The sequence below is a fragment of the Denitratisoma sp. agr-D3 genome, assembly GCF_054658675.1.
This window is the reverse complement of sequence record NZ_BAAGIA010000001.1, coordinates 720,738-741,820: the sequence shown is the minus strand read 5'-3', so window position 1 is coordinate 741,820 and position 21,083 is coordinate 720,738. Positions and strand designations below refer to the sequence as shown.

23 protein-coding genes and 1 tRNA gene are annotated in these 21,083 nt (G+C 66.1%); 21 read left to right on the top strand and 3 right to left on the bottom strand.

Features of this window, described 5'->3' with window-relative positions; all coding sequences use genetic code 11:
* The first annotated feature begins 26 nt into the window (after positions 1–26).
* From ccmA to ACYQ2U_RS03485, 11 genes are all read left to right on the top strand, one after another.
* Positions 27–671, top strand: coding sequence for a cytochrome c biogenesis heme-transporting ATPase CcmA (gene ccmA / locus ACYQ2U_RS03535; RefSeq protein WP_459948945.1), 645 nt, complete (start codon positions 27–29; stop codon positions 669–671).
* Complete coding sequence (gene ccmB / locus ACYQ2U_RS03530) at positions 668–1,348, top strand: heme exporter protein CcmB (RefSeq protein ID WP_459948944.1); 681 nt, start codon at positions 668–670, stop codon at positions 1,346–1,348. Before ccmA ends, ccmB begins: the two co-directional genes overlap by 4 nt.
* An 8-nt stretch (positions 1,349–1,356) precedes the next feature.
* Positions 1,357–2,127, top strand: a complete 771-nt coding sequence (ccmC, locus tag ACYQ2U_RS03525; RefSeq protein WP_459948943.1) for a heme ABC transporter permease CcmC — start codon at positions 1,357–1,359, stop codon at positions 2,125–2,127.
* On the top strand, positions 2,124–2,312 hold the full coding sequence (gene ccmD / locus ACYQ2U_RS03520; protein WP_459948942.1) for a heme exporter protein CcmD: 189 nt from the start codon (positions 2,124–2,126) through the stop codon (positions 2,310–2,312). The genes ccmC and ccmD overlap by 4 nt, the downstream gene beginning before the upstream one ends.
* Entirely contained in the window at positions 2,309–2,755 is a 447-nt protein-coding gene (gene ccmE, locus ACYQ2U_RS03515; protein WP_459948941.1) for a cytochrome c maturation protein CcmE, read from the top strand. The genes ccmD and ccmE overlap by 4 nt, the downstream gene beginning before the upstream one ends.
* Positions 2,752–4,665: a heme lyase CcmF/NrfE family subunit gene (locus ACYQ2U_RS03510; protein ID WP_459948940.1), complete on the top strand. Its 1,914-nt coding sequence runs from the start codon at positions 2,752–2,754 to the stop codon at positions 4,663–4,665. Before ccmE ends, ACYQ2U_RS03510 begins: the two co-directional genes overlap by 4 nt.
* Complete coding sequence (locus ACYQ2U_RS03505; protein WP_459948939.1) at positions 4,662–5,189, top strand: DsbE family thiol:disulfide interchange protein; 528 nt, start codon at positions 4,662–4,664, stop codon at positions 5,187–5,189. The genes ACYQ2U_RS03510 and ACYQ2U_RS03505 overlap by 4 nt, the downstream gene beginning before the upstream one ends.
* Positions 5,186–6,259 (top strand): cytochrome c-type biogenesis protein CcmH, encoded by a 1,074-nt coding sequence (locus tag ACYQ2U_RS03500; RefSeq protein WP_459948938.1) that lies wholly within the window; start codon positions 5,186–5,188, stop codon positions 6,257–6,259. Before ACYQ2U_RS03505 ends, ACYQ2U_RS03500 begins: the two co-directional genes overlap by 4 nt.
* Before the next feature lie 144 nt (positions 6,260–6,403).
* Entirely contained in the window at positions 6,404–6,841 is a 438-nt protein-coding gene (locus ACYQ2U_RS03495) for a hemerythrin domain-containing protein (RefSeq protein WP_459948937.1), read from the top strand.
* Positions 6,838–7,059 (top strand): DUF2249 domain-containing protein, encoded by a 222-nt coding sequence (locus ACYQ2U_RS03490; RefSeq protein ID WP_459948936.1) that lies wholly within the window; start codon positions 6,838–6,840, stop codon positions 7,057–7,059. The genes ACYQ2U_RS03495 and ACYQ2U_RS03490 overlap by 4 nt, the downstream gene beginning before the upstream one ends.
* 3 nt (positions 7,060–7,062) lie before the next feature.
* Positions 7,063–8,364 (top strand): hypothetical protein, encoded by a 1,302-nt coding sequence (locus ACYQ2U_RS03485; RefSeq protein WP_459948935.1) that lies wholly within the window; start codon positions 7,063–7,065, stop codon positions 8,362–8,364.
* On the opposite strand, the gene ACYQ2U_RS03480 is transcribed toward ACYQ2U_RS03485, so the two are convergent.
* Complete coding sequence (locus ACYQ2U_RS03480; protein ID WP_459948934.1) at positions 8,321–8,926, bottom strand: Crp/Fnr family transcriptional regulator; 606 nt, start codon at positions 8,924–8,926, stop codon at positions 8,321–8,323. The two genes, ACYQ2U_RS03485 and ACYQ2U_RS03480, sit on opposite strands and share 44 nt — an antisense overlap.
* A 263-nt stretch (positions 8,927–9,189) precedes the next feature.
* Here ACYQ2U_RS03480 and napF point away from each other — a divergent pair, with 263 nt between their 5' ends.
* The 10 genes from napF (at position 9,190) to ACYQ2U_RS03430 (ending at position 19,266) form a co-directional block, all read left to right on the top strand.
* Positions 9,190–9,690, top strand: a complete 501-nt coding sequence (gene napF / locus ACYQ2U_RS03475; RefSeq protein WP_459948933.1) for a ferredoxin-type protein NapF — start codon at positions 9,190–9,192, stop codon at positions 9,688–9,690.
* Complete coding sequence (locus ACYQ2U_RS03470; protein ID WP_459948932.1) at positions 9,687–9,965, top strand: chaperone NapD; 279 nt, start codon at positions 9,687–9,689, stop codon at positions 9,963–9,965. Before napF ends, ACYQ2U_RS03470 begins: the two co-directional genes overlap by 4 nt.
* Complete coding sequence (gene napA / locus ACYQ2U_RS03465; protein WP_459948931.1) at positions 9,962–12,511, top strand: nitrate reductase catalytic subunit NapA; 2,550 nt, start codon at positions 9,962–9,964, stop codon at positions 12,509–12,511. The genes ACYQ2U_RS03470 and napA overlap by 4 nt, the downstream gene beginning before the upstream one ends.
* A gap of 35 nt (positions 12,512–12,546) precedes the next feature.
* Positions 12,547–13,446: a ferredoxin-type protein NapG gene (napG, locus tag ACYQ2U_RS03460; RefSeq protein WP_459948930.1), complete on the top strand. Its 900-nt coding sequence runs from the start codon at positions 12,547–12,549 to the stop codon at positions 13,444–13,446.
* Entirely contained in the window at positions 13,443–14,333 is an 891-nt protein-coding gene (gene napH, locus ACYQ2U_RS03455) for a quinol dehydrogenase ferredoxin subunit NapH (RefSeq protein WP_459948929.1), read from the top strand. Before napG ends, napH begins: the two co-directional genes overlap by 4 nt.
* Positions 14,330–14,812 carry a nitrate reductase cytochrome c-type subunit gene (locus ACYQ2U_RS03450; protein ID WP_459948928.1) on the top strand — a complete coding sequence of 161 codons (483 nt, stop codon included), beginning with the start codon at positions 14,330–14,332 and terminating at the stop codon, positions 14,810–14,812. The genes napH and ACYQ2U_RS03450 overlap by 4 nt, the downstream gene beginning before the upstream one ends.
* A gap of 18 nt (positions 14,813–14,830) precedes the next feature.
* Complete coding sequence (locus tag ACYQ2U_RS03445; RefSeq protein WP_459948927.1) at positions 14,831–15,508, top strand: NapC/NirT family cytochrome c; 678 nt, start codon at positions 14,831–14,833, stop codon at positions 15,506–15,508.
* A 379-nt stretch (positions 15,509–15,887) separates the two neighbouring features.
* Positions 15,888–16,655 (top strand): enoyl-ACP reductase FabI, encoded by a 768-nt coding sequence (gene fabI / locus ACYQ2U_RS03440; RefSeq protein WP_459948926.1) that lies wholly within the window; start codon positions 15,888–15,890, stop codon positions 16,653–16,655.
* A gap of 11 nt (positions 16,656–16,666) precedes the next feature.
* Positions 16,667–18,079, top strand: a complete 1,413-nt coding sequence (locus ACYQ2U_RS03435; protein ID WP_459948925.1) for a bifunctional enoyl-CoA hydratase/phosphate acetyltransferase — start codon at positions 16,667–16,669, stop codon at positions 18,077–18,079.
* Positions 18,079–19,266 carry an acetate/propionate family kinase gene (locus ACYQ2U_RS03430; protein WP_459948924.1) on the top strand — a complete coding sequence of 396 codons (1,188 nt, stop codon included), beginning with the start codon at positions 18,079–18,081 and terminating at the stop codon, positions 19,264–19,266. The genes ACYQ2U_RS03435 and ACYQ2U_RS03430 overlap by 1 nt, the downstream gene beginning before the upstream one ends.
* A gap of 168 nt (positions 19,267–19,434) precedes the next feature.
* Here ACYQ2U_RS03430 and ACYQ2U_RS03425 read toward each other — a convergent pair whose 3' ends face one another.
* Together ACYQ2U_RS03425 and ACYQ2U_RS03420 are read right to left on the bottom strand one after the other, a co-directional pair.
* Positions 19,435–20,520, bottom strand: coding sequence for a porin (locus ACYQ2U_RS03425; protein ID WP_459948923.1), 1,086 nt, complete (start codon positions 20,518–20,520; stop codon positions 19,435–19,437).
* A 440-nt stretch (positions 20,521–20,960) separates the two neighbouring features.
* Positions 20,961–21,037 (bottom strand) — tRNA-Met (locus tag ACYQ2U_RS03420).
* Positions 21,038–21,083: the final 46 nt, after the last annotated feature.

Below are 21,083 nucleotides of genomic sequence, written 5' to 3'. Positions count from 1 at the left end.
GATAACCCCGGCACTCCCCCATATCCATGCTCGACGCCCGACAACTCGCCGCCCAACGGGGCGACCGCCTGCTCTTCGCAGGGCTGGGTCTGCGCCTGCGCGCCGGCGAGGCGCTGTGGCTGCGGGGGGGCAACGGCAGCGGCAAAACCACCTTGCTGCGCATCCTGGCCGGCCTCCACGCGCCCCTGGAAGGCCAGGTGCTGTGGCAGGACACCACCTTGCGCCGGGACGCCCGTGTGGTCAGCTATCTTGGCCACCGCAACGGTCTCAAGGAAGAACTGACACCGAGGGAAAACCTGCGCCACGGCCTGGCCAGCGCCGCGCCCGAAGGCGGCGACCAGGACATCGACGTGCTGCTGGCGCGGGTGGGCATCGACGACGAGCGAGCCGACCTGCCCTGCCGCCATCTGTCCCAGGGACAGCAACGCCGCGTGGCCCTGGCCAGGGTCTTGGCCGAAGGCCGGCCCCTCTGGCTGTTGGACGAACCCTTCGTCGGTCTCGACGACCAGGCCAGCACCGACGTGATGGTCATCCTGCGCACCCATCTGCACAACCAGGGCCTGCTGATCATTACCAGCCACCAGCCCCTCGCCGCAACGGAACTGATGGCGCCCCTGACCGAGCTGCACCTGGGCCAACATCTGGGCCGACAACGGGAGCAGGGACAATGAACGGCCCCCTGCTCGCGCCTTTCCTCGCCCTGATCCGCCGCGACCTGCAACTGGCCTGGCGCCGACCCGCCGACCTGGCGGCGGGGCTGGTGTTCTTCGTTATTGTGTGCAGCCTGTTTCCCCTCGGCGTCGGCCCCGAAGGCGCCCTACTGCAACGCATGGCTCCCGGCGTGCTCTGGGTGGCGGCCCTGCTGGCCAGCTTCCTTTCCCTGCCGCGCCTGTTCGCCGACGACCACCGGGACGGCAGTCTGGAGCAGATCGCCCTCTGCGGCCTGCCCCTGCCCCTGGCCGTCGCCGCCAAGATTTTCGCCCACTGGCTGGCCAACGGCCTGCCCCTGGCCCTGATCGCGCCCCTGCTCGGCCTCCAGTTCCAATTGCCGGCGGAGAGCCTGGGGGTGCTGCTGCTCTCCCTGGTACTGGGCGGACCGCTGCTGTCGGCCATCGGCGCCGTCGGCGCCGCCCTCACCCTGGGCCTGCGCAGCAGCGGCGTGTTGCTGGCCCTGCTGGTGCTGCCCCTTTACGTGCCGGTGCTGATCTTCGGCGCCGGCGCGGTGGATGCGGTCATGGCCGGCCTCAGCCCCGCCCCCCATCTGTCCCTGCTGGCCGCCGGCACCCTGGCCGGCCTGGCCCTGGCGCCCCTGCCCGCCGCCGCCGCCCTGGCCCTGGCCTTGGAGTGATCGCCATCATGTCCCTGCCCTCCCGCTTCCCCCGCCTGTTCCACTACGCCGCCCCGGCGGCTTTCTATCCCCTCGCCCGGCGTCTGGCCCCGCTGTGCATGGCCCTGGCCCTGGCGCTCTGCGCCGCCGGCCTTGCCATCGGCCTGCTGCTCGCTCCCACCGACGCCCAGCAGGGCGAGGGCTACCGCATCATCTTCGTCCACGTCCCCGCCTCCTGGCTGTCCATGTTCGTCTACCTGCTGATGGCCTTCTGGAGCGCCGTGGGCCTGGTGTTCGGCACCCGCCTCTCCTTCCTCATGGCCCACGCCCTGGCCCCCACCGGTGCGCTGTTCGCTCTGCTCTCCCTGTGGACCGGCGCCTTCTGGGGCAAGCCCATGTGGGGCACCTGGTGGGTGTGGGACGCCCGTCTCACCTCGGAACTGATCCTGTTCTTCCTCTACCTGGGCTACCTCGCCCTGGCGCGGGCCATCGACGACCCGCGTCGCGCCGACCGGGCCTGCGCCCTATTGGCCCTGGTGGGCGCGGCCAACGTGCCCGTCATTTATTTTTCCGTGAAGTGGTGGAGCACCCTGCACCAGGGCGCTTCCGTCTCCCTGACCCAGGCCCCGGCCATGGCCGCGCAAATGTTGTGGGGCATGGGCATCACCGCCCTCGGCTTCTGGGCCTACACGGCGGCGCTGGCCCTGGGCCGGGTGCAATTGCTGATTCTGGAACGGGAGCGGCGCAGCGACTGGGTGCGCCGCCTGCTCGCCGCGCCGACCACCGAGGACAAACCATGAGCTTGCACTGGCATTCCCTCCACGATTTTCTCGCCATGGGCGGCTACGCCCTCTACGTCTGGCCCAGCTTCGGCCTGGCCGCCCTGCTGATGACGGTCGAGCCCCTGTTGCTGGCCCGCCGCCGACGCCGCTTGCTGGTCCGGCTACGGCACCTGGCCGCGCTCCAGGACAAGGAGGCGTCATGACGCCCCGTCGCCGCCGTCTGCTCTGGGTACTGGCGGGCCTGGCCCTGCTCGGCGCCGTGGTCGCCCTGGTGCTCAACGCCTTCAACGACAACCTGGTGTTCTTCCATTCGCCGAGCCAGGTGCTGGCCGGCCAAGCCCCCAAGGGACGGGTGTTCCGCCTCGGCGGCCTGGTGGAAAAAGGCAGCGTGCAGCGCCAAGCCGACGGCGTCACGGTGCGCTTCCTGGTGACCGACACGGCCCAGACACTGCCCGTGGTCTACAAGGGCATCCTGCCCGACCTGTTCCGCGAGGGCAAAGGCGTCGTGGCCCAGGGCCGACTCGAAGCCGACGGCCTGTTCCACGCCAGTGAGGTGCTGGCCAAGCACGACGAGAACTACATGCCGCCGGAAGCGGCCCAGGCCCTGGCCGACGCCCAGGCCAAGGACAAGAAGGCCGCGCCATGATTCCCGAACTCGGCGTCCTCGCCCTGATCCTGGCCTTCTGGACCGCCCTGGCCCAGGGCCTGCTGTCCCTGCTCGGCGCCCAGCGCCGGCGCGACGACTGGATGGCCCTGGCTCGTCCCGCCTGCGCCGCCCATGCCCTGCTGTTGGTCCTGGCCTTCGCCTGCCTGGCCTGGGCCTTCGTCGACGACGACTTCTCCGTGGCCTACGTGGCCCGCCACAGCCACGAGGCCCTGCCCCTGCCCTACAAGCTGGGCGCGGTCTGGGGCGGCCACGAAGGTTCGCTGCTGCTCTGGGTGCTGGAGCTGTCCCTCTGGAGCCTGGCCCTGGCCTGGGCCAGCCGCCGTCCGCCACGCCTGCCCCTGCCCGCCAGCGCGCGGGTACTCGGCGTGCTGGGCCTGCTCGGCGCCGGTTTCACCGCCTTCATCCTGCTCACCTCCAATCCCTTTGCCCGGCTGCTGCCCGCCGCCGACGGCGGCCGCGACCTGAATCCCCTGTTGCAGGACCCGGGCCTGGTCTTCCATCCACCCATGCTCTACATGGGCTATGTGGGCTTCGCCGTGGCCTACGCCTTCGCCCTGGCGGCCCTGCTGGAGGACGACCCGGCGGCGGACTGGAGCGAATGGGCGCACCGCTCCCGGCCCTGGACCCTGGCGGCCTGGCTGTTCCTCACCCTGGGTATCGGCCTCGGCGCCTGGTGGGCCTACAACGAGCTGGGCTGGGGCGGCTGGTGGTTCTGGGACCCGGTGGAGAACGCCTCCTTCATGCCCTGGCTGGCGGGCGCCGCCCTGCTCCACAGCCTGGCGGTCACCGCCAAGCGCGGCCACTTCCCGCGCTGGAGCCTGTTCCTCGCCGTGGTCTGTTTCTCCCTGTCGCTGCTGGGCACCTTCCTGGTCCGTTCCGGCATCCTCAGTTCGGTGCATGCCTTCGCCACCGATCCGAAGCGGGGCATCTTCATCCTCGCCTTCCTGGCAACGGTAATCGGCGCTTCCGCCTGGCTGTTCCTCGCCCGCCAAAGCCGGGCCTCGGGCGGCAAGCCCTTCTCCCCCCTGTCCCGGGAAACCCTGCTGCTGGGCAACAACCTATTGCTGCTGACGGCCTGCGCCTCCGTGCTGCTCGGCACCCTCTATCCCCTCGCCCTGGACGTGCTGGGCCTAGGCAAGATCTCGGTGGGGCCGCCCTACTTCAACAGCGTTTTCGTGCCCCTGGTGATCCCCGTCTGCCTGCTGCTGGGCCCCGGCTTGGCCAGCCGCTGGGGTCGCGACAGCGCGGCCCGCCTGCTGCGCCAACTGGCGCTGCCCTTCGGTCTCTGCCTGCCCGCCGCCCTGCTGTTGCCCCTGGCCTGGGGCCACTGGTCGGCTGGCGCGGCCCTGGGCTTGTTCGCCGCCCTCTGGATTGCCGCCAGCCATGTGCAGCAGATTGTCGCCAAGCTACGCAGCGGACGGCGTCCGGGCCGAGCCTGGTGGGGCATGGTGCTGGCCCACCTCGGCTTCGCCCTGTGCGTCGCCGGCATCACCGTGGTCAAGACCTACGAGACCGAGGAGGACGTGAAGCTCAGCCCCGGCCAGCAGGTGCGCGTCGGTGGGCAAGCCTTGCGCTTCGTCGGCGTGACCGCGGTGCCCGGCCCCAACTACCAGGCCCAGCGCGGTGACCTGGTGCTGGCCGACGGTATCCGCCTCGCCCCGGAAAAACGCCAATACCTGACCAGCGCCATGCCCATGACCGAGGCCGCCATCGACAGCACGCCGTGGCGGGACATCTACATCTCCCTGGGCGAGGCCCTGGAAGACGGCGCCTGGACCCTGCGCATCTACTACAAACCCCTGATCGGCTGGCTCTGGGCCGGCGCCCTGCTGATGGCGGCCGGCGCCCTGCTCGCCGCCAGCAGCCGGATACGCCGAGGTGGCCCATGAACCGTCGCGCCCTCATTGTCGTCGCCCTGCTGGCGGCCCTGTTCGCCCTGCTGGCCCTGGGTCTGCGCAAGGACCCGCGGGAAATTCCCTCGCCCCTGATCGGCAAACCGGCGCCGGATTTCCGCCTGCCCCTGCTCGGCGAGCAAGGGCGCTTGCTCGCCCCCGCCGACCTCAAGGGCAAGGTTTGGCTGCTCAACGTCTGGGCCTCCTGGTGCAGCGCCTGCCGCGAGGAACATCCGCTGCTGCTGGAACTGGCGCGGCGGCGCCTGGTGCCCATCGTCGGCCTCGACTACAAGGACGACCCGGACGCCGCCCAGGCCTGGCTACGGCAACAGGGCGACCCCTACACCCTGCGTCCGGTGGATGCCGACGGCCGGGTCGGCATCGACTGGGGCGTGTACGGCGTGCCGGAAACCTTCGTCGTGGACCGCCAGGGCGTGATCCGCTACAAGCACATCGGCCCGATCACCGCCGAGTCCCTGGAAACCCGGCTGCTGCCCTTGATCGCGGAGTTGTCGCAATGAGCGCCCGTCCCTTTTTCCGCCGTCCTTTCCGCCACATCGTCCCCTGGCTCGCCGCCCTGCTGACGCTGTGCTGCCTCCCCGCCCTGGCGGCGGACGAGGAGGTCAAGGCCGACCCGGTGGTCGAGGCGCGCATGGTGTCCATCGCCGACGAACTGCGCTGCCTGGTCTGCCAGAACGAATCCCTCTCCGCCTCCCGGGCCGACCTGGCGAAGGATCTGCGGCGGGAGATTCGCGGCCTGATCCAGGCCGGCAAGAGCGATCAGGACATCCTCGATTTCATGGTCGCCCGCTACGGCGACTTCGTCCGCTACCGCCCGCCCTTCAAGGCCAGCACCGCCCTGCTCTGGCTCGGTCCGGCCCTGTTCGTCCTGGTGGGCATCGCCTGGTTGCGCCGATTGCTGGCGGCGCGCCGGGAGCCCATGCCGATTGCCGACGCAGCAGCCCTGACAACAATGCCGGTCATCGAAGGCAGCAGTACCCGCACGCCGCACCGCCCGCCCTACCGGGCCCTCGCCATCGCCCTGCCCTTGCTGTCGCTGCTCACCTACCTCTGGCTGGGCACGCCGGCGGCCCTGAATCCCCTCAACCGGCTGCCCGCCGACGACCCGGCCGCCCTCGACCGCATGGTGGCCCAACTGGCGGCCAAGCTGGAAAAGCAGCCGGACAATGCCGACGGCTGGCTGATGCTGGCCCGCAGCTATCGCATCCAGGGCGATGCCGTGCGCGCCGCCGACGCCTTTGCCCGGGCCGGTGCCAAGGCCCACGGCTCCGCCGCCCTGCTGGCGGAGTACGCCGAAGTGCTGGCCAGCCGCGACGGCAGTTTCGCCGGCCAGGCCGGCACCCTGCTCAGCGAGGCCCTGGGCAAGGACCCCGACCAGCCCCAGGCCCTGTTCCTGGCCGGCGCGGCGGCGGCGGAACGGGGCGACGTCAACCGGGCCCGGGAACTCTGGCAACGACTGCTGCCCCAAGCAGAAGCGGGCTCCGAGGCCGAGGCCGTGCTGAAAAAAGCCCTGGACCGCCTGCCCCGGCAGGGCCAGGAACGGCTCAGCGGCAAGCAGCGGGGCGGTTGAGCCGGCCCAGGCGAAACCCCTGGCACGCCGAGCGGGGTTGATGGAAAATTACGTTGTCCTGCGGAACCGGGAATCCCTTGACTCGGGTCAAGGCCCGCCGCGAGACGCCTGGGTCACAATGAACCGCTCTCCAGGAGGACCGCCGTGACCACCAGCCAAACCCTGCAACGACATCACCAGCACTGCGACACCCTGTTCGCCATCGCCGAGGCCACCGTGGCCGACGGCGAGTGGGAACGGGCGGAAGCCGCGCAGGAAGCCTTCTGCCTGGAATTGGAACGCCATTTCCAGTGCGAGGAGGAGGAATTGTTCCCCGCCTTCGAAGCGGCCACCGGCATGACCCAGGGACCGACCCGGGTGATGCGCCTGGAGCACGGCCAGATGCGCGACCTGCTGGGGCAGATGAACCAGGCTCTGACGGCCCAAGATGCCGCCGCCTTCGCCGACGCGGCGGAAACCCTGCTGATCCTGATGCAGCAGCACAACATGAAGGAGGAGAACATCCTCTACCCCCTGTTCGATCAACGCCTGCCCGCCGCCATGGCCGCGCAAGTGGAAGCAACCTTGGACTGCCCGCCGTGAACAAGCCCACCGTCATCGACGGACGGAACATGGTGCCGCCGGAACCCCTGGAGGCAACCCTGGACGCTCTGGAAACCCTGCCGCCGGGAGAGGAGTTAACCTTGCTCCTGTATTGCCAGCCCCATCCTCTCTACCAGATGCTGCGCCGTGACGGCTACGTTTGGACGGAGCACCTGGAGGAGGACGGCACCACCGTGATCCGCATCCGGGCGGCCTAGGCCGTGGCGGCCCATCTGTCCTTCGACCAGGCGCCGCCCTTCTCGGTCCCCCTGCGTTTTTTCCTCACCGCCCCCTTGTTCGGCATCGCGGCAGGGCTGCTGCTCGCCGCCCAGGGCGGCGAGGTCCTGGCCAGCCGTTGGCACCCCGCCACCCTGGCCCTGACCCATCTGCTGGCGGCGGGCTTTCTGCTCCAGGTGATGGTGGGCGCCCTGTTCCAATTCGTGCCGGTGGTCACCGGCGGCAACGTGCCGCGACCGCGCTTGCTGGGTGGCCTGGTGCATGTCTTGATCAGCCTCGGCGCGCCGCTGCTGGTGCTGGCCTTCCTCACCTGGCGGCCAGCCTTGTTCACGGCGGCGGCCCTGGTGCTGGGAGGCGGGCTGGCCCTGCTTTGCGCCGTCATGGGCCACGCCCTGTGGCAGGCCTCCGCCCGGGGGGCGACGCTGGCCTCCCTGCGCGGCGCCCTATTGGCCCTGCTGCTCACCGCCGCCCTCGGCGCCACCCTCACCCAAGGGCTGGCCGGCCGCCTGGCAGGGAACATTCCCGCGCTGCTGACGGCCCACCTGGCCTGGGGCCTGGGCGGTTGGGCGCTGCTCCTGCTGGCGGGCGTGTCCTGGTCCGTGGTGCCGATGTTCCAGCTCACGCCACCCTATCCGCCCCGTCTCAGCCGGGGCTTCGGCCCCTGGCTGTTGGTGGCGCTGGCCTTGCTGTCCCTCGGTCTCGGCCTGAATCAGCCGCTGCTGACCGGGCTCGGCGGCGCCCTCTGCCTGCTGGCGGGCGCGGCCTTCGCCGGCGTCACCCTGGAGCGGCAGGCGAAACGCAAGCGCAAGACGACGGACACCACCCTGGATTTCTTTCGCGTTGCCATGGCCTGCCTGCTGGCCGCGGCCTGCCTCGGTCTGACGGCAATCGTCTGGCCCGTGGTCGCCACCATGGAAGGCATGCCGGTTCTGTTCGGCATCCTGCTACTGCAAGGGGCTCTCGCTTCCGCCGTCTACGGCATGCTCTACAAGATCGTGCCCTTCCTGGTCTGGCTGCACTTGCAAAACCGGCCCAAGGGCTCCGCCCTGCCGCCCAACGTGAATCGGATGATCGCGCCGAAACACAGCCGTCACCAGTTGCACTCGCACCTGCTCGGGCTGGCCCTGCTGCTGCCCCTGCCCTGGCTGCCCGCCCTGGGCCTGCCGGCCGGTCTTTGCCTGGCCTATACCAACGGACGCCTCGGACTGAACCTGCTGGAGGCCCTGGGGACCTACCGCCGCTTCAGACTTCAAACTCCCGCAGGCGACGGGCATCCAGAATCTTGACGTTGCGGCCCTGAACCTCGATCAGGCTGCGCCCGGACAATTCGCTGAAGATCCGCGACAGGGTTTCCGGCGTCAGGTTCAGCCGGGAGGCGATGATCTGCTTGGACATGGGCAGCGCCACCTCCACCTCGCCCTCGGGCGCGCCACCGCCTTCCGTCTCGGGACAATGCTGCAACAGGTAGCCGATGATGCGCTGGGTGCTGGAGCGCAGGGAGAAGGATTCCACGTCCATCAACAGGGAATGCATGCGCATGGATAAGCCGGCCAGCATGCGGCGGGCAAAGGAAGGGTCGGAGTCGAGCAGGGAAAAGACGATGTCCCGGGGCACGTGGAGCAGCAGGGTATCGGTCATGACCTCCGCCGACACCGGGTAGGGCCGGTCGAGGAACATCACCGCCTCGCCGAAACTTTGTTGGGGGCCGATCACTTCCACCACCTTTTCGTTGCCCTGGGCGGTGGACAGGAACAGCTTCACCTGGCCGTAGGCGACGATGTGGAAGCCCAGAACGGGATCCCCCTTGGCGAACACCTGGCGGCCTTTCTCAAGACGGACCTCCCGCACGGCGGCGGCGACCTTGGCCTGCTGTTCGGCGGACAGCTCGCGGAACAGGGGCAGGAAGGAAATGAATTGGGGAATGTTGGCGCGTTGAATGGCGAATCTCCGGTCGGGATGGGAATGTAACGGTTTTATTTGCGTCCTGGCCGGGGCTGGATGCTCATTCCCGCGTTGGGCCGAAAGTATTACCGATTTTCTTCACGGAGATCAATTTTTTGCTGCGGTGCCCGCGCCTATGATCCGCCCCATCGATAACCCTGGTCTGAAACATGGACATCGCCCGCCGCGGTTTTCTCCGCGGACAACGCCCTGGCAGCGCCCGACCCCAGCCCCGCCCCCCCTGGAGCGTGACGGAAGCGGATTTTCTGCGTCGCTGCAATCGCTGCGATGAATGTATCGCCCACTGCCCTCAGGGCATCCTGCTCAAGGGCGACGGCGGTTTTCCCACGGTGAACTTCGCCGCGGCCGGCTGCACCTTCTGTGGCGATTGCCTGCGGTCCTGCACCAGCGGCGCGCTGATCGACCAGGGCGCCGCCCCCTGGACCTGGCATGCGGTCATGGGCGAGGCATGTCTGGCCCGCCAGCAGGTGGTCTGCCGCAGTTGCGGCGAGGCCTGCGACGCCGGCGCCATCCATTTCCCGCCCCGCCTCGGCGGCGTTGCCCAGCCCGTGCTGGACATCGCCCTGTGCACCGGCTGCGGCGCCTGCGTCGCCCCTTGCCCGAGCCAGGCCATTTCCCTGATCCCTCCCGTTTCCGAGGCCCAGCCATGAGCATCGTCAGTCTCGTTCTGCGCATCCATCCCCACACCCGCGCCGCGGCGGAAGCCCACCTGTTGGCCTTCCCCGGCGTCGAATGCCACGGCATGTCCGCCGACGGCAAGCTGGTCGTGACCGTCGAGGACACGCCCCATGCCGCCATGTCCGACACCCTGATCGCCATCCACCGGGTTCCCGAGGTCCTGGCCGCCACCCTGGCCTACGAACACAGCAACACGGTGTACACGCCCCTTTCCGCAAGTGCTCTCAGCGAGGAGACTCAATCATGACCATGAACCGACGCGATTTCATCAAGACCCAGGCCATCGCCGCCGCCGCGGCGACCGCCGGCGTCTCCCTGCCTGGGCTGGCCGCCGAGGACAAGGCAGCCAAGGCCGGCGACAGCAACATCCGCTGGGACAAGGCCGCCTGCCGTTTCTGCGGCACCGGCTGCTCGGTGCTGGTGGGGGTGCAGAACGGCCGCGTGGTGGCTACCCAGGGTGATCCGGACGCACCGGTGAACCGGGGCCTCAATTGCATCAAGGGCTACTTCCTGTCCAAGATCATGTACGGTGCCGACCGCCTGACCAAGCCCATGCTGCGCATGAAGAACGGCAAGTACGACAAGGAAGGCGAGTTCACGCCCATCAGTTGGAACCAGGCCTTCGACATCATGGCCGAAAAATGGAAAACCGCCCTCAAGGCCGAAGGCCCAGGCGCCATCGGCATGTTCGGCTCCGGCCAATGGACCATCTGGGAAGGCTACGCCGCCAGCAAGCTGATGAAGGCCGGCTTCCGCTCCAACAACCTGGACCCCAACGCCCGCCACTGCATGGCCTCCGCCGTGACCGGCTTCATGCGCACCTTTGGCATCGACGAGCCCATGGGCTGCTACGACGATATCGAGCAGGCCGACGCCTTCGTGCTGTGGGGTTCCAACATGGCGGAAATGCACCCCATCCTGTGGACCCGCATCACCGACCGCCGCCTGACCAAGACCGACGTGCAGGTGCACGTGCTGTCCACCTTCGAGCATCGCAGCTTCGAACTGGCCGACAACGGCATGATCTTCACGCCGCAAACCGACCTGGCCATCCTCAACTACATCTGCAACTACATCATCCAGAACGGCAAGGTGAACGAGGCCTTCGTCAAGGCCCACGTGAACTTCAAGGCCGGCGAAACCGACATCGGCTACGGCCTGCGCCCCGGCCATGCCCTGGAAAAGGACGCCAAGTTCAACGGCTATCCCGGCGCCGACGGCAAGCCCAAGAACAACCCCAACGACGCCAAGCCCATCAGCTTCGACGAGTTCAAGAAATTCGTTTCCGAATACACCGTGGAAAAGGTCAGCAAGCTCTCCGGCGTACCCGCCGAGCGTCTGAAGAAGCTGGCCGAGCTGTATGCCGACCCGAAGAAAAAAGTGGTCAGCTTCTGGACCATGGGCTTCAACCAGCACACCCGGGGCACCTGGGTGAACAACATGATCTACAACGTCCATCTGCTGGTGGGCAAGATCTCCGAACCGGGCAGCGGCCCCTTCTCCCTCACCGGCCAGCCCTCCGCCTGCGGCACGGCACGGGAAGTGGGCACCTTCGCCCATCGCCTGCCGGCCGATATGGTGGTGACCAATCCCGACCACCGCAAGCACACCGAGGAAATCTGGCAACTGCCGGAGGGCACCATCAACGACAAGATCGGCTTCCACGCCGTGGCCCAGAGCCGCGCCCTGAAGGACGGCAAGCTCAAGTGCTACTGGACCAGCACCACCAACAACATGCAGGCCGGTCCCAACATCAACCAGGAAATCTATCCGGGCTGGCGCAACCCCGCCGCCTTCGTGGTGGTATCCGACGTCTATCCCACCGTCTCGGCCCTGGCCGCCGACCTGATCCTGCCCTCCGCCATGTGGACCGAGAAGGAAGGTGCCTTCGGCAACGCCGAGCGACGCACCCAGTTCTGGCGCCAGCAGGTGAAGGCGCCGGGCGAGGCTCGCTCCGATCTGTGGCAGTACATGGAATTCGCCAAGCGCTTCAAGGTGGAGGAAGTCTGGCCCGCCGAACTGATCGCCAAGAAACCCGAGTACAAGGGCAAGACCCTGTACGACGTGCTCTACGCCAACAAGGTGGTGAACAAGTTCACCAAGGGCGAGCTGGTCAAGGTGAACGACCACGCCATCAAGAACTACAGCAACGACGAATCCGAGCATTTCGGCTTCTACGTGCAGAAGGGCCTGTTCGAGGAATACGCCCTGTTCGGCCGCGGCCACGGCCACGACCTGGCCCTGTTCGACACCTATCACAAGGCCCGCGGCCTGCGCTGGCCGGTGGTGGACGGCAAGGAAACCCTGTGGCGCTTCCGCGAGGGTTACGACCCTTACGTCAAGGCCGGCGAGGGCATCAAGTTCTACGGCCACAAGGACGGCAAGGCCGTGATCTTCGCCCTGCCCTACCAGGACCCGCCCGAGAAGCCCGACGCCGAGTTCGACATGTGGTTGTGTACCGGCCGCGTGCTGGAACACTGGCACACCGGCTCCATGACCCGGCGCGTGCCCGAGCTGCACAAGGCCGTGCCCGAGGCCCAGGTCTTCATGCATCCGGACGACGCCAAGAAGCGCGGCCTGCAACGGGGCATGCTGGTCAAGGTGCAATCCCGCCGCGGCGAGATGCAGGCCCGGCTGGAAACCAAGGGCCGCAACAAGCCGCCGGTGGGGCTGATCTTCGTGCCCTTCTTCGACGAGTCGCGCCTGGTGAACAAGCTGACCCTGGACGCCACCTGCCCGATCTCGAAGGAAACGGACTTCAAGAAGTGCGCCGTCAAAGTGCTGCGTGCCTGATTCCGTCTAATGCCGCCTGAACGAGCCGCCACGCCATGAGCGATCCCGATCTCGCCCCCCAGGAAACGCCGCCGGTCCCCGGCCGCCGGCGCTTCCTCAACACCGTCGCTGCGGCGGCGGGGGGCGGCTGTTTGCTCGCCCTGGGCGCGGGGCTCTACGCCCGTCAGGCTTCGGCCCTGCCGGCCCAGGCCCTGCGTCCACCGGGCGCCCTGGCGGAAGCGGATTTCCTCGCCGCCTGCGTCCGCTGCGGCCTGTGCGTGCGCGACTGTCCCTACAAGACCCTCAAGCTGGCGGACCTGGGCGACCCCGTCGCCAGCGGCACGCCCTATTTCACCGCCCGCGACGTTCCCTGCGAGATGTGCGAGGACATCCCTTGCGTCAAGGCCTGTCCCAGCGGCGCCCTCGACCATGGCCTGACGGAGATCGGCAAGGCGCGCATGGGTTTGGCGGTGCTGGCGGACCATGAGTCCTGCCTCAACTTCCTCGGCCTGCGCTGCGACGTCTGCTACCGGGTCTGCCCGGTGATCGACAAGGCCATCACCCTGGAAACCCAGCACAACCCGCGCTCGGACCGGCACGCCATGCTGCTGCCCACGGTCCATGCCGACGCCTGCACCGGTTGCGGCAAGTGCGAGAAATCCTGCGTACTGCCCGTGGCGGCGATCAAGGTGATGCCGCGCAAGCTGGCCCAGGGTACCCTGCCCGCCCACTACCGCAAGGGCTGGGAGGAAAAGGCCCGTCACGGTGGTTCCCTGATCGGCGACCAGGTGGAACTGCCGGTGCGCGGACTCGATGCGCCCCTGACCAGCCGGGTACCGGTGGAAAGCGCCGCGCCGCAGGCCGCGGCGAATCCGGCTGCCGCCCCCATCACGCCCGTCACGCCGCCGACCGCGCCGGCGAAAACGACCGGCATCAACTCCCACTGGAAGCCATGAGCCCGACCGCCACCATCGCCGCGAGAAAAACCCGCGCCGTGCCGGGCGCGGAGGCCGTCGCCGTCAAGGGCTCCATCGTCGCCCGGCGCTGGCTGCTACTGCGCCGGACCAGCCAATTGGCCGTGATCGCGCTATTCCTGCTCGGCCCCCTGGCCGGGCTATGGATCGTCAAGGGCAACCTGTCCTCGTCCCTGACCCTGGGTCTGCTGCCCCTGACCGATCCCTATCTGCTGCTGCAAACCCTGGCCAGCGGCCATCTGCCCTACCAGACCGCCTGGCTCGGCGCCGCCATCGTCGTGGTCTTTTATCTGCTGGTGGGCGGACGGGTGTTCTGTTCCTGGGTCTGCCCGGTGAACCTGGTGACCGATGCCGCCGCCTGGCTGCGCCGCCGCCTGGGCATCAAGAGCGGCCGCGTGCCCGACGCCGCCACCCGCTACTGGTTGTTGGCGGGCACCTTCCTCGCCGCGGCGGCCACCGGCAGCCTGGCCTGGGAATGGGTCAATCCGGTGTCCATGGTCCAGCGCAGCCTGATCTTTGGCTTGAGCGGCGGCCTCTGGCTGGCGGCGGCGATTTTCGCCTACGACCTGCTGATCGCCCAACGCGGCTGGTGCGGCCACCTGTGTCCCATGGGCGCCTTTTACAGCCTGCTGGGGCGCTTCTCCCTGCTGCGGATATCGGCCCGGCAACGGGACGCCTGCAACGACTGCATGGATTGTTTCCAGGTCTGCCCCGAACCCCAGGTCATCCGCCCCGCCCTCAAGCAAGCGGGCCAGACCAGTCCCATCATCGCCGCCGCTGCCTGTACCAACTGCGGCCGTTGCATCGACGTGTGCAGCAAGAACGTTTTCAACATCACCCATCGGTTCGATCAAAGGAGTGTCCCATGAAGAATCCGACCCGTTTGTCCCGCTCGCGCCTGCTGGCCGCCCTCTTCGTCGTCGTCCTCGGCGCTCCTGCGACTCTGCCTGCTGTTGCCGCCAGCGAGACGGCACCGGCCAAGCTGCAAACCCTGCGCGGCACCGACATCCCCAACCTGGACCCCGAAGGGGAAGGCAGCCGCAACGACAAGGACCGGGCGCCCCTGCCCCGGGACTTCGTCCAGCAGCCACCGCTGATTCCCCACGGCATCAAGAACTACAACATCACCAAGAACTTCAACAAGTGCCTGGATTGCCACTCCTGGAGCCGCTACAAGGAAACCGGCGCGACCAAGGTGTCCATCACCCACTTCAAGGACCGCAGCGGCCAGGAGCTAGCCAATATTTCGCCTCGCCGCTATTTCTGCAACCAGTGCCACGTTCCCCAGAGCGATGCCAAGCCCCTAGTGAACAACACCTTCCGCCGCGCCGACGGCCTGGGCAAATAACAAAGGAGATTGCCGATCATGACCCAATTCTTCAACGACGGAAACGGGAAGCTCGCCCGTCTCAAGGACCGCATCCGGCGTGCCGGCGTCGGCCTGCTGGGCATGGCCTTCGTCACCGGCATCGTGCTCTGGGGCGGTTTCAACACGGTGCTGGAATGGACCAACCGGGAGGAGTTCTGCATTTCCTGCCACGAGATGAACGACAACGTGTTCCAGGAATACCGCAATACCATCCACTACTCCAATCGCTCCGGGGTGCGCGCCACCTGCCCCGACTGCCACGTGCCCAAGGACTGGACGCACAAGATGATCCGCAAGATCCAGGCGTCCAACGAGGTGCTGCACAAGATCCTCGGTTCCATCGACACGCCGGAGAAGTTCAACGCCAAGCGTCTGGAACTGGCCGAGCATGAGTGGGCGCGGATGAAGAAGACCGATTCCCGTGAATGCCGCAACTGCCACAACTTCGAATACTTCGATTATTCCGAGCAAGGCCGCCGTTCCGCCAAGATGCACCAGACCGGCCTCAACGAGGGCAAGACCTGCATCGACTGCCACAAGGGCATTGCCCACACCCTGCCGGCGGTGGAACAGGGCGTCGGCGCCGCCAAGAACGGTGCCTCCCAGGAAATCTTCCACCCGGACGCGAAGCCCGCCGAGGAGAACGCCAAGGCCGAGGAAAAATCCGGCAAATAAGCCGACAAGCAAGCATCACGGCAAGCCACTTTGTCGCCAGGCCGGTCATGGTTTTCATGGCCGGCCTTTTTCTTGGGGAATTACTTACCCTGCCCGGAGCCCCCTCGCCTCGGCCCTCTCTCACAAGGGGAGAGGGGGGAGTTCTTGCAACGATCTTCGTAGCAGCTTCCCTCGCCTCTTTGGGGACATATGCCCTCAGGGTAATAGGACAGGGTGAGGGGAGAGTTCCTGGCTATTAAGCAGGCAGCTCCCCTGCTATTGGACAAAAAACCGCACGAGCAGCAAAAAATCCTATTTTTTAAAGGGTAATGTTTTGCTTTTGTCTTAAAGAATGCCTAAGATTTTGCGTTGCACAAATCCATTCGTTCAGGGAGATTCCATGTTCAGTTTGAAGGGCAAAAAGGGACTGGTTGTCGGCGTTGCCAACGACCAAAGCATCGCCTACGGTTGCGCCAAGGCCTTCGTCAATTGCGGCGCCGAGGTGGCCATCACCTACCTGAACGCCAAGGCCGAGCCCTATGTGCGGCCCCTGGCGGAAAAGCTCCAGGCACCGATCATCATGCCCCTGGACGTGGAAAAAGCCGGTGAGCTGGAGGCGGTCTACGCCGCCATCACCGAACAGTGGGGCAAGCTCGACTTCCTGGTCCATTCCATCGCCTTCGCCCCGATCCAGGACCTGCACGGCCGGGTGGTGGATTCCAGCGCCGAGGGCTTTGCCCGGGCCATGAACATTTCCTGCCATTCCTTCATCCGCATGGCCAAGCTGGCGGAACCCCTGATGAAAAACGGTGGCTCCCTGCTCACCATGAGCTACCACGGCGCCGACGAGGTGATCCACAACTACGGCATCATGGGTCCGGTAAAGGCGGCGCTCCAGTCAGCATCCCGCTATCTGGCCTCCGAGCTGGGCCCCAAGGGCATCCGCGTCCATGCCATCTCCCCCGGCCCCTTGCTGACCCGGGCGGCGTCGGGTATTTCCGAATTCGACCATCTGATGGAAGAAGCCATGCTGCGGGCGCCCCTGCACCGGCTGGTATCCATCGACGACGTGGGCGCCCTGGCGGCCTATCTGGTCAGCGACGTCTCCAAATCCATCACCGGCGGCACCATCTATGTGGACGGCGGCTTCAACATCACCGGCGACTGAACGGAGCGGGCATGAACGACAGCGTTGAATACATCGAGAACCGCGTCTTCGATGAAATCCGCGTGGGGGAGTCCGCCTCCCTCACCCGCACCCTCAACAACGAGGACATCCAGGCCTTCGCCATCATGTCGGGCGACATCAGCCCCACCCACCTGGATCCGGAATACGCCAAGTCCTTCGCCTTCCGCGAGATCATCGCCCACGGCATGTGGCCCGGCGTGCTGATCACCACGGTGCTGGGCACCGAGCTGCCCGGACCGGGCACCATTTTCATCGACCAGAGCATTCACTTCAGCCGCCCGGTGCGTCTGGGCGACACGGTGACGGTCACCGTCACCGTCAAGCAGAAGTTCGATCACACCCACCACCTCCTGTTCGATTGCCGCTGCACCAACCAGGAAGGCGCGGAAGTCATCAGCGGCGTGGCCGAGGTGAAGGCCCCCACCGAAAAAGTGCGGCGGCCCAAGATGGTGTTGCCGGAAATCAAGCTGACCCAGACCAAGAAGGCCCGTTACGAGCACCTGCTGGAAATCACCCAGGGCCTGGCGCCCATTCCCATGGCCGTGGTCCATCCCTGCGACAAGGAATCCCTCGGCGGCGCCCTGATGGCGCGGGATACGGGGCTGATCGTGCCGACGTTAGTGGGGCCCGAAGCCAAGATCCGCGCCCTCGCCGAACAAAACGGACTGGACCTGAACGGCTGCGTACTGGTGGACGTGCCCCATAGCCACGCCGCCGCCGAGCTGGCCGTGGCCATGGCCCGGGACGGTCGGGTCGAAGCCTTGATGAAGGGCTCCCTGCACACCGACGAACTGATGGCCGAGGTGGTGTCCCGCAACGGCCTGCGCACCGAGCGTCGCATCAGCCATGTGTTCCTGATGGATGTGCCGACCTATCCGCGTCCGCTGATGATCACCGACGCGGCGGTCAACGTGGCCCCCACCCTGGAAGACAAGGCCGATATCTGCCAAAACGCCATCGACTTGGCCCTGATGCTGAAAATCGACCAACCCAAGGTGGCGATCCTGGCGGCAGTGGAAACCGTCAATCCCAAGATGCAGGCCACCCTGGACGCCGCCGCCCTGTGCAAGATGGCCGACCGGGGCCAGATCAAGGGCGGGCTGCTGGACGGCCCCCTGGCCTTCGACAACGCGGTCTCCCTGGTGGCGGCCAAGACCAAGGGCATCAAGTCGCCCGTGGCCGGCCAAGCCGACATCCTGCTGATGCCGGACATCGAGTCGGGCAATATGGTGGCCAAACAGTTGGAGTACTTGGCTGACGCGCTGGCTGCCGGCATCGTCCTCGGCGCCCGGGTGCCCATCGTACTCACCAGCCGTGCCGATACGGCCCGTACCCGCACCGCGTCCACCGCCGTGGCCATGGTCATGGCCCACGCCCGCCGCAAGGCCCTGGGAGCCGCCTGATGGCCGACGCGATCCTCACCCTCAACGCCGGCTCCTCGTCCATCAAGTTCGCCCTCTACGCCAAGACCCTGCCGATTTCCCAACAGGCCGAGATGACCGGCCAGATCGACGGCATCGGCACCCGGCCCCACATCAAGGCCAAGGACAAGTACGGCGTCAAGCTGGACGACGTGGACATCCCCCTCACCGGCGACGCGGAAACCCAACACCACGAAGCCCTGGAGTTTCTCGTGGACTGGCTGCACGGGCATGAAGCGGGTTGGACCATCGTCGGCGTCGGCCATCGCGTGGTGCACGGCGGCTCGATCTATGCCGAGCCGGTGCTGCTCACTGACCAATGCACGGCCAAGCTACGCCAGTTCGTGCCCCTGGCCCCGCTGCACCAACCCCACAACCTGGACGGCATCGACGCCCTCCATGCCTGCCTACCCGGCGTGCCGCAGGTGGCTTGCTTCGACACAGCCTTCCACCGCAGCCAGCCGGAAGTCGCGCAACGCTTTGCCCTGCCACGCAAGATCACTGACCAGGGCGTGCGTCGCTACGGCTTTCACGGTCTGTCCTATGAATACATCGCCGACACCCTGCCCAGCCTGCTGGGGGAAAAAGCCGAGGGACGGATCATCGTCGCCCACCTGGGCAACGGCGCTTCCCTCTGCGCCATGAAGGGCCGCAAGAGCGTGGCCTCCACCATGGGCTTCACCGCTGTGGAAGGTCTGATGATGGGCACCCGCACCGGCAGCATCGATCCCGGCGTGTTGCTCTACCTGATGGACTTCCAGGGCTACGACAGCCAGGCCCTGGCCAAGCTGCTCTACAAGGAATCGGGGCTGCTCGGCGTTTCCGGAATTTCCCAGGACATGCGCACCCTGCTGGCCTCGGACAAACTCGAAGCGGCGGAAGCGGTGGAACTTTTCTGCTACCGCTTGGTGCGCGAAATCGGCTCCCTCACCGCCGCCCTCGGCGGCCTGGACGCCCTGGTCTTCACCGGCGGCATCGGCGAACACGCCGCCCCCGTCCGCGCCGCCGCCTGCAAACAACTCGCCTGGCTGGGACTTACCCTGGACGAAGCCGCCAACACCACCAACGCCCAGCGCATCACCCGAGCCGACAGCCCCGTCAGCGCCTGGGTCGTGCCCACCAACGAAGAATGGATGCTGGCGCGCCATGCGCTGGAGATCATCGGCTAAACGCTTCTGACGTTGCCCCATGAAAAAGGCCCAAGGAAATCCTTGGGCCTTTTTCATGGGCGATGCGTTGCAGCCCCATCGTTAAGCAACCGCAATGTGCTCGACCAGCAATAAAAAACGGCCACCCGAAGGTGGCCGTCTTATTTCCAAAATCAGCCGAAGCCGAGATTAGAAGGAGTGGTTCACACCAGCCACGAAGCCGCGGGAATTGCCACCGGCCAGGGGAAGTGCGGACAGAGCGGTACCGCGAGTGGCAGCGGAGTCGTTCTTGACATACTGAACACCAGTGTACAGAGTCGTACGCTTGCTCAGGCTATGGGTATAGGCCACGGACCAGGACTTGCTGTCATCAGCTTGGTTGGCAACAGAACCGATGTCGCTCTTGGCATAGCCAACGATAACCTTGCCAGCGGCAGTCACAGGAACGATGCCGGAAATTTGCCAAGCCTTGTCGTCATCAGCACGACCATCCATCTTTTGGCGCTGGTAAGAAGCCTTCAGATTCACAACACCGAAGTCATAACCACCACCCACGGCCCATTCGCTGATGTGACCACCAGCATTGGTAGCGGCAGTGGTGACGATAGCGGAAGCGACAACGGGACCACCCTTGTAAGTAGCGGAGTACAGGTTGGCGTTAGCGTCGGTGGTACCGTTAGTGGTGATGGTTTGAGCAGTTTCACTCAGGCGAGCGTGGTTGTAGGCCAGGGTCACGCCACCGAAGCTGGGGGAGATGTAGGCAACAGCATTGCTGGCACGGGAGGACTGACCAATCAAGCTGCCATCCGTGGCGATTGCAGTCACAGCGCTACCAGCGAAGGCGGAAGTGATGCGTTGCAGGGGGTTGATCGCGACGCCATGGAAAGCGTTGGTGACGCCGGAGAAGTCGTAGCCAGCGGTTTGCAGGCGACCAGCAACGGCAGTACCGAAACCGCCGGTCAGGCCGACGAAGGACTGACGGGTATTGCCAGTACCAGTGGAGGTAGAGCCAACACCAGCATTGTCATCAACAGCCAAACCGTATTCCAGGGTGAACAGAGCCTTCAGGCCGTTGCCCAGGTCTTCAGTACCCTTGAAACCCAGACGGGAGCCGGACAGGCCGCCGCTGTTGATGTTGGTACGGGTAGCGGAGCCACCGGAGTGACCCACGCCGTAGTAAACGTCAGCAACGCCGTAGATAGTCACGTTGGACTGGGCGAAAGCGGCGGAAGAGGCCAGGCCGGCGACGGCCAGAGCGATCAGTTTCTTTTGCATGTATTTCTCCTAGAGAGTGTTTGACACATTGGCAATGACACCACGTGGTCGGTCACTGCAAGGTGTGCTCCTTTGATGAAGCGAGGCGAATTATGGCCGAGCCATCCGGTTTCCATGGTTTCGACGGTCAAGGTTGCCGCTTGGTTGTTGTTCGGACACAACAGCCACTTCGTGCTCCACTGAACCCATGTGACGCATAGGCTTCAACAGGACCACCCGTCGGCGTAAGTGGCTAGCGACAGCGCCGCCCTCTCGAACCCATGAGGGCAAGGAAAGTCTCCCAATGGTCGTTTCCAATAGCTGCTTCAGATGAGCAAATGGCTTGCAAGGGGGAAGACCGAGGACATCTATCGCCCCCGATCTGTACCCCATCGGTGCAACGAACCCTCCAAACCGGCAAAGAAAAAAGGGCTTAGCCGAAGCCAAGCCCTTTTTGCATTTGGTTGCGGGGGTAGGATTTGAACCTACGACCTTCGGGTTATGAGCCCGACGAGCTGCCAGACTGCTCCACCCCGCGTCAGAGAGGGCCGAATTATAAGGGCGCTTCTTTTTTTGTCAAGAAG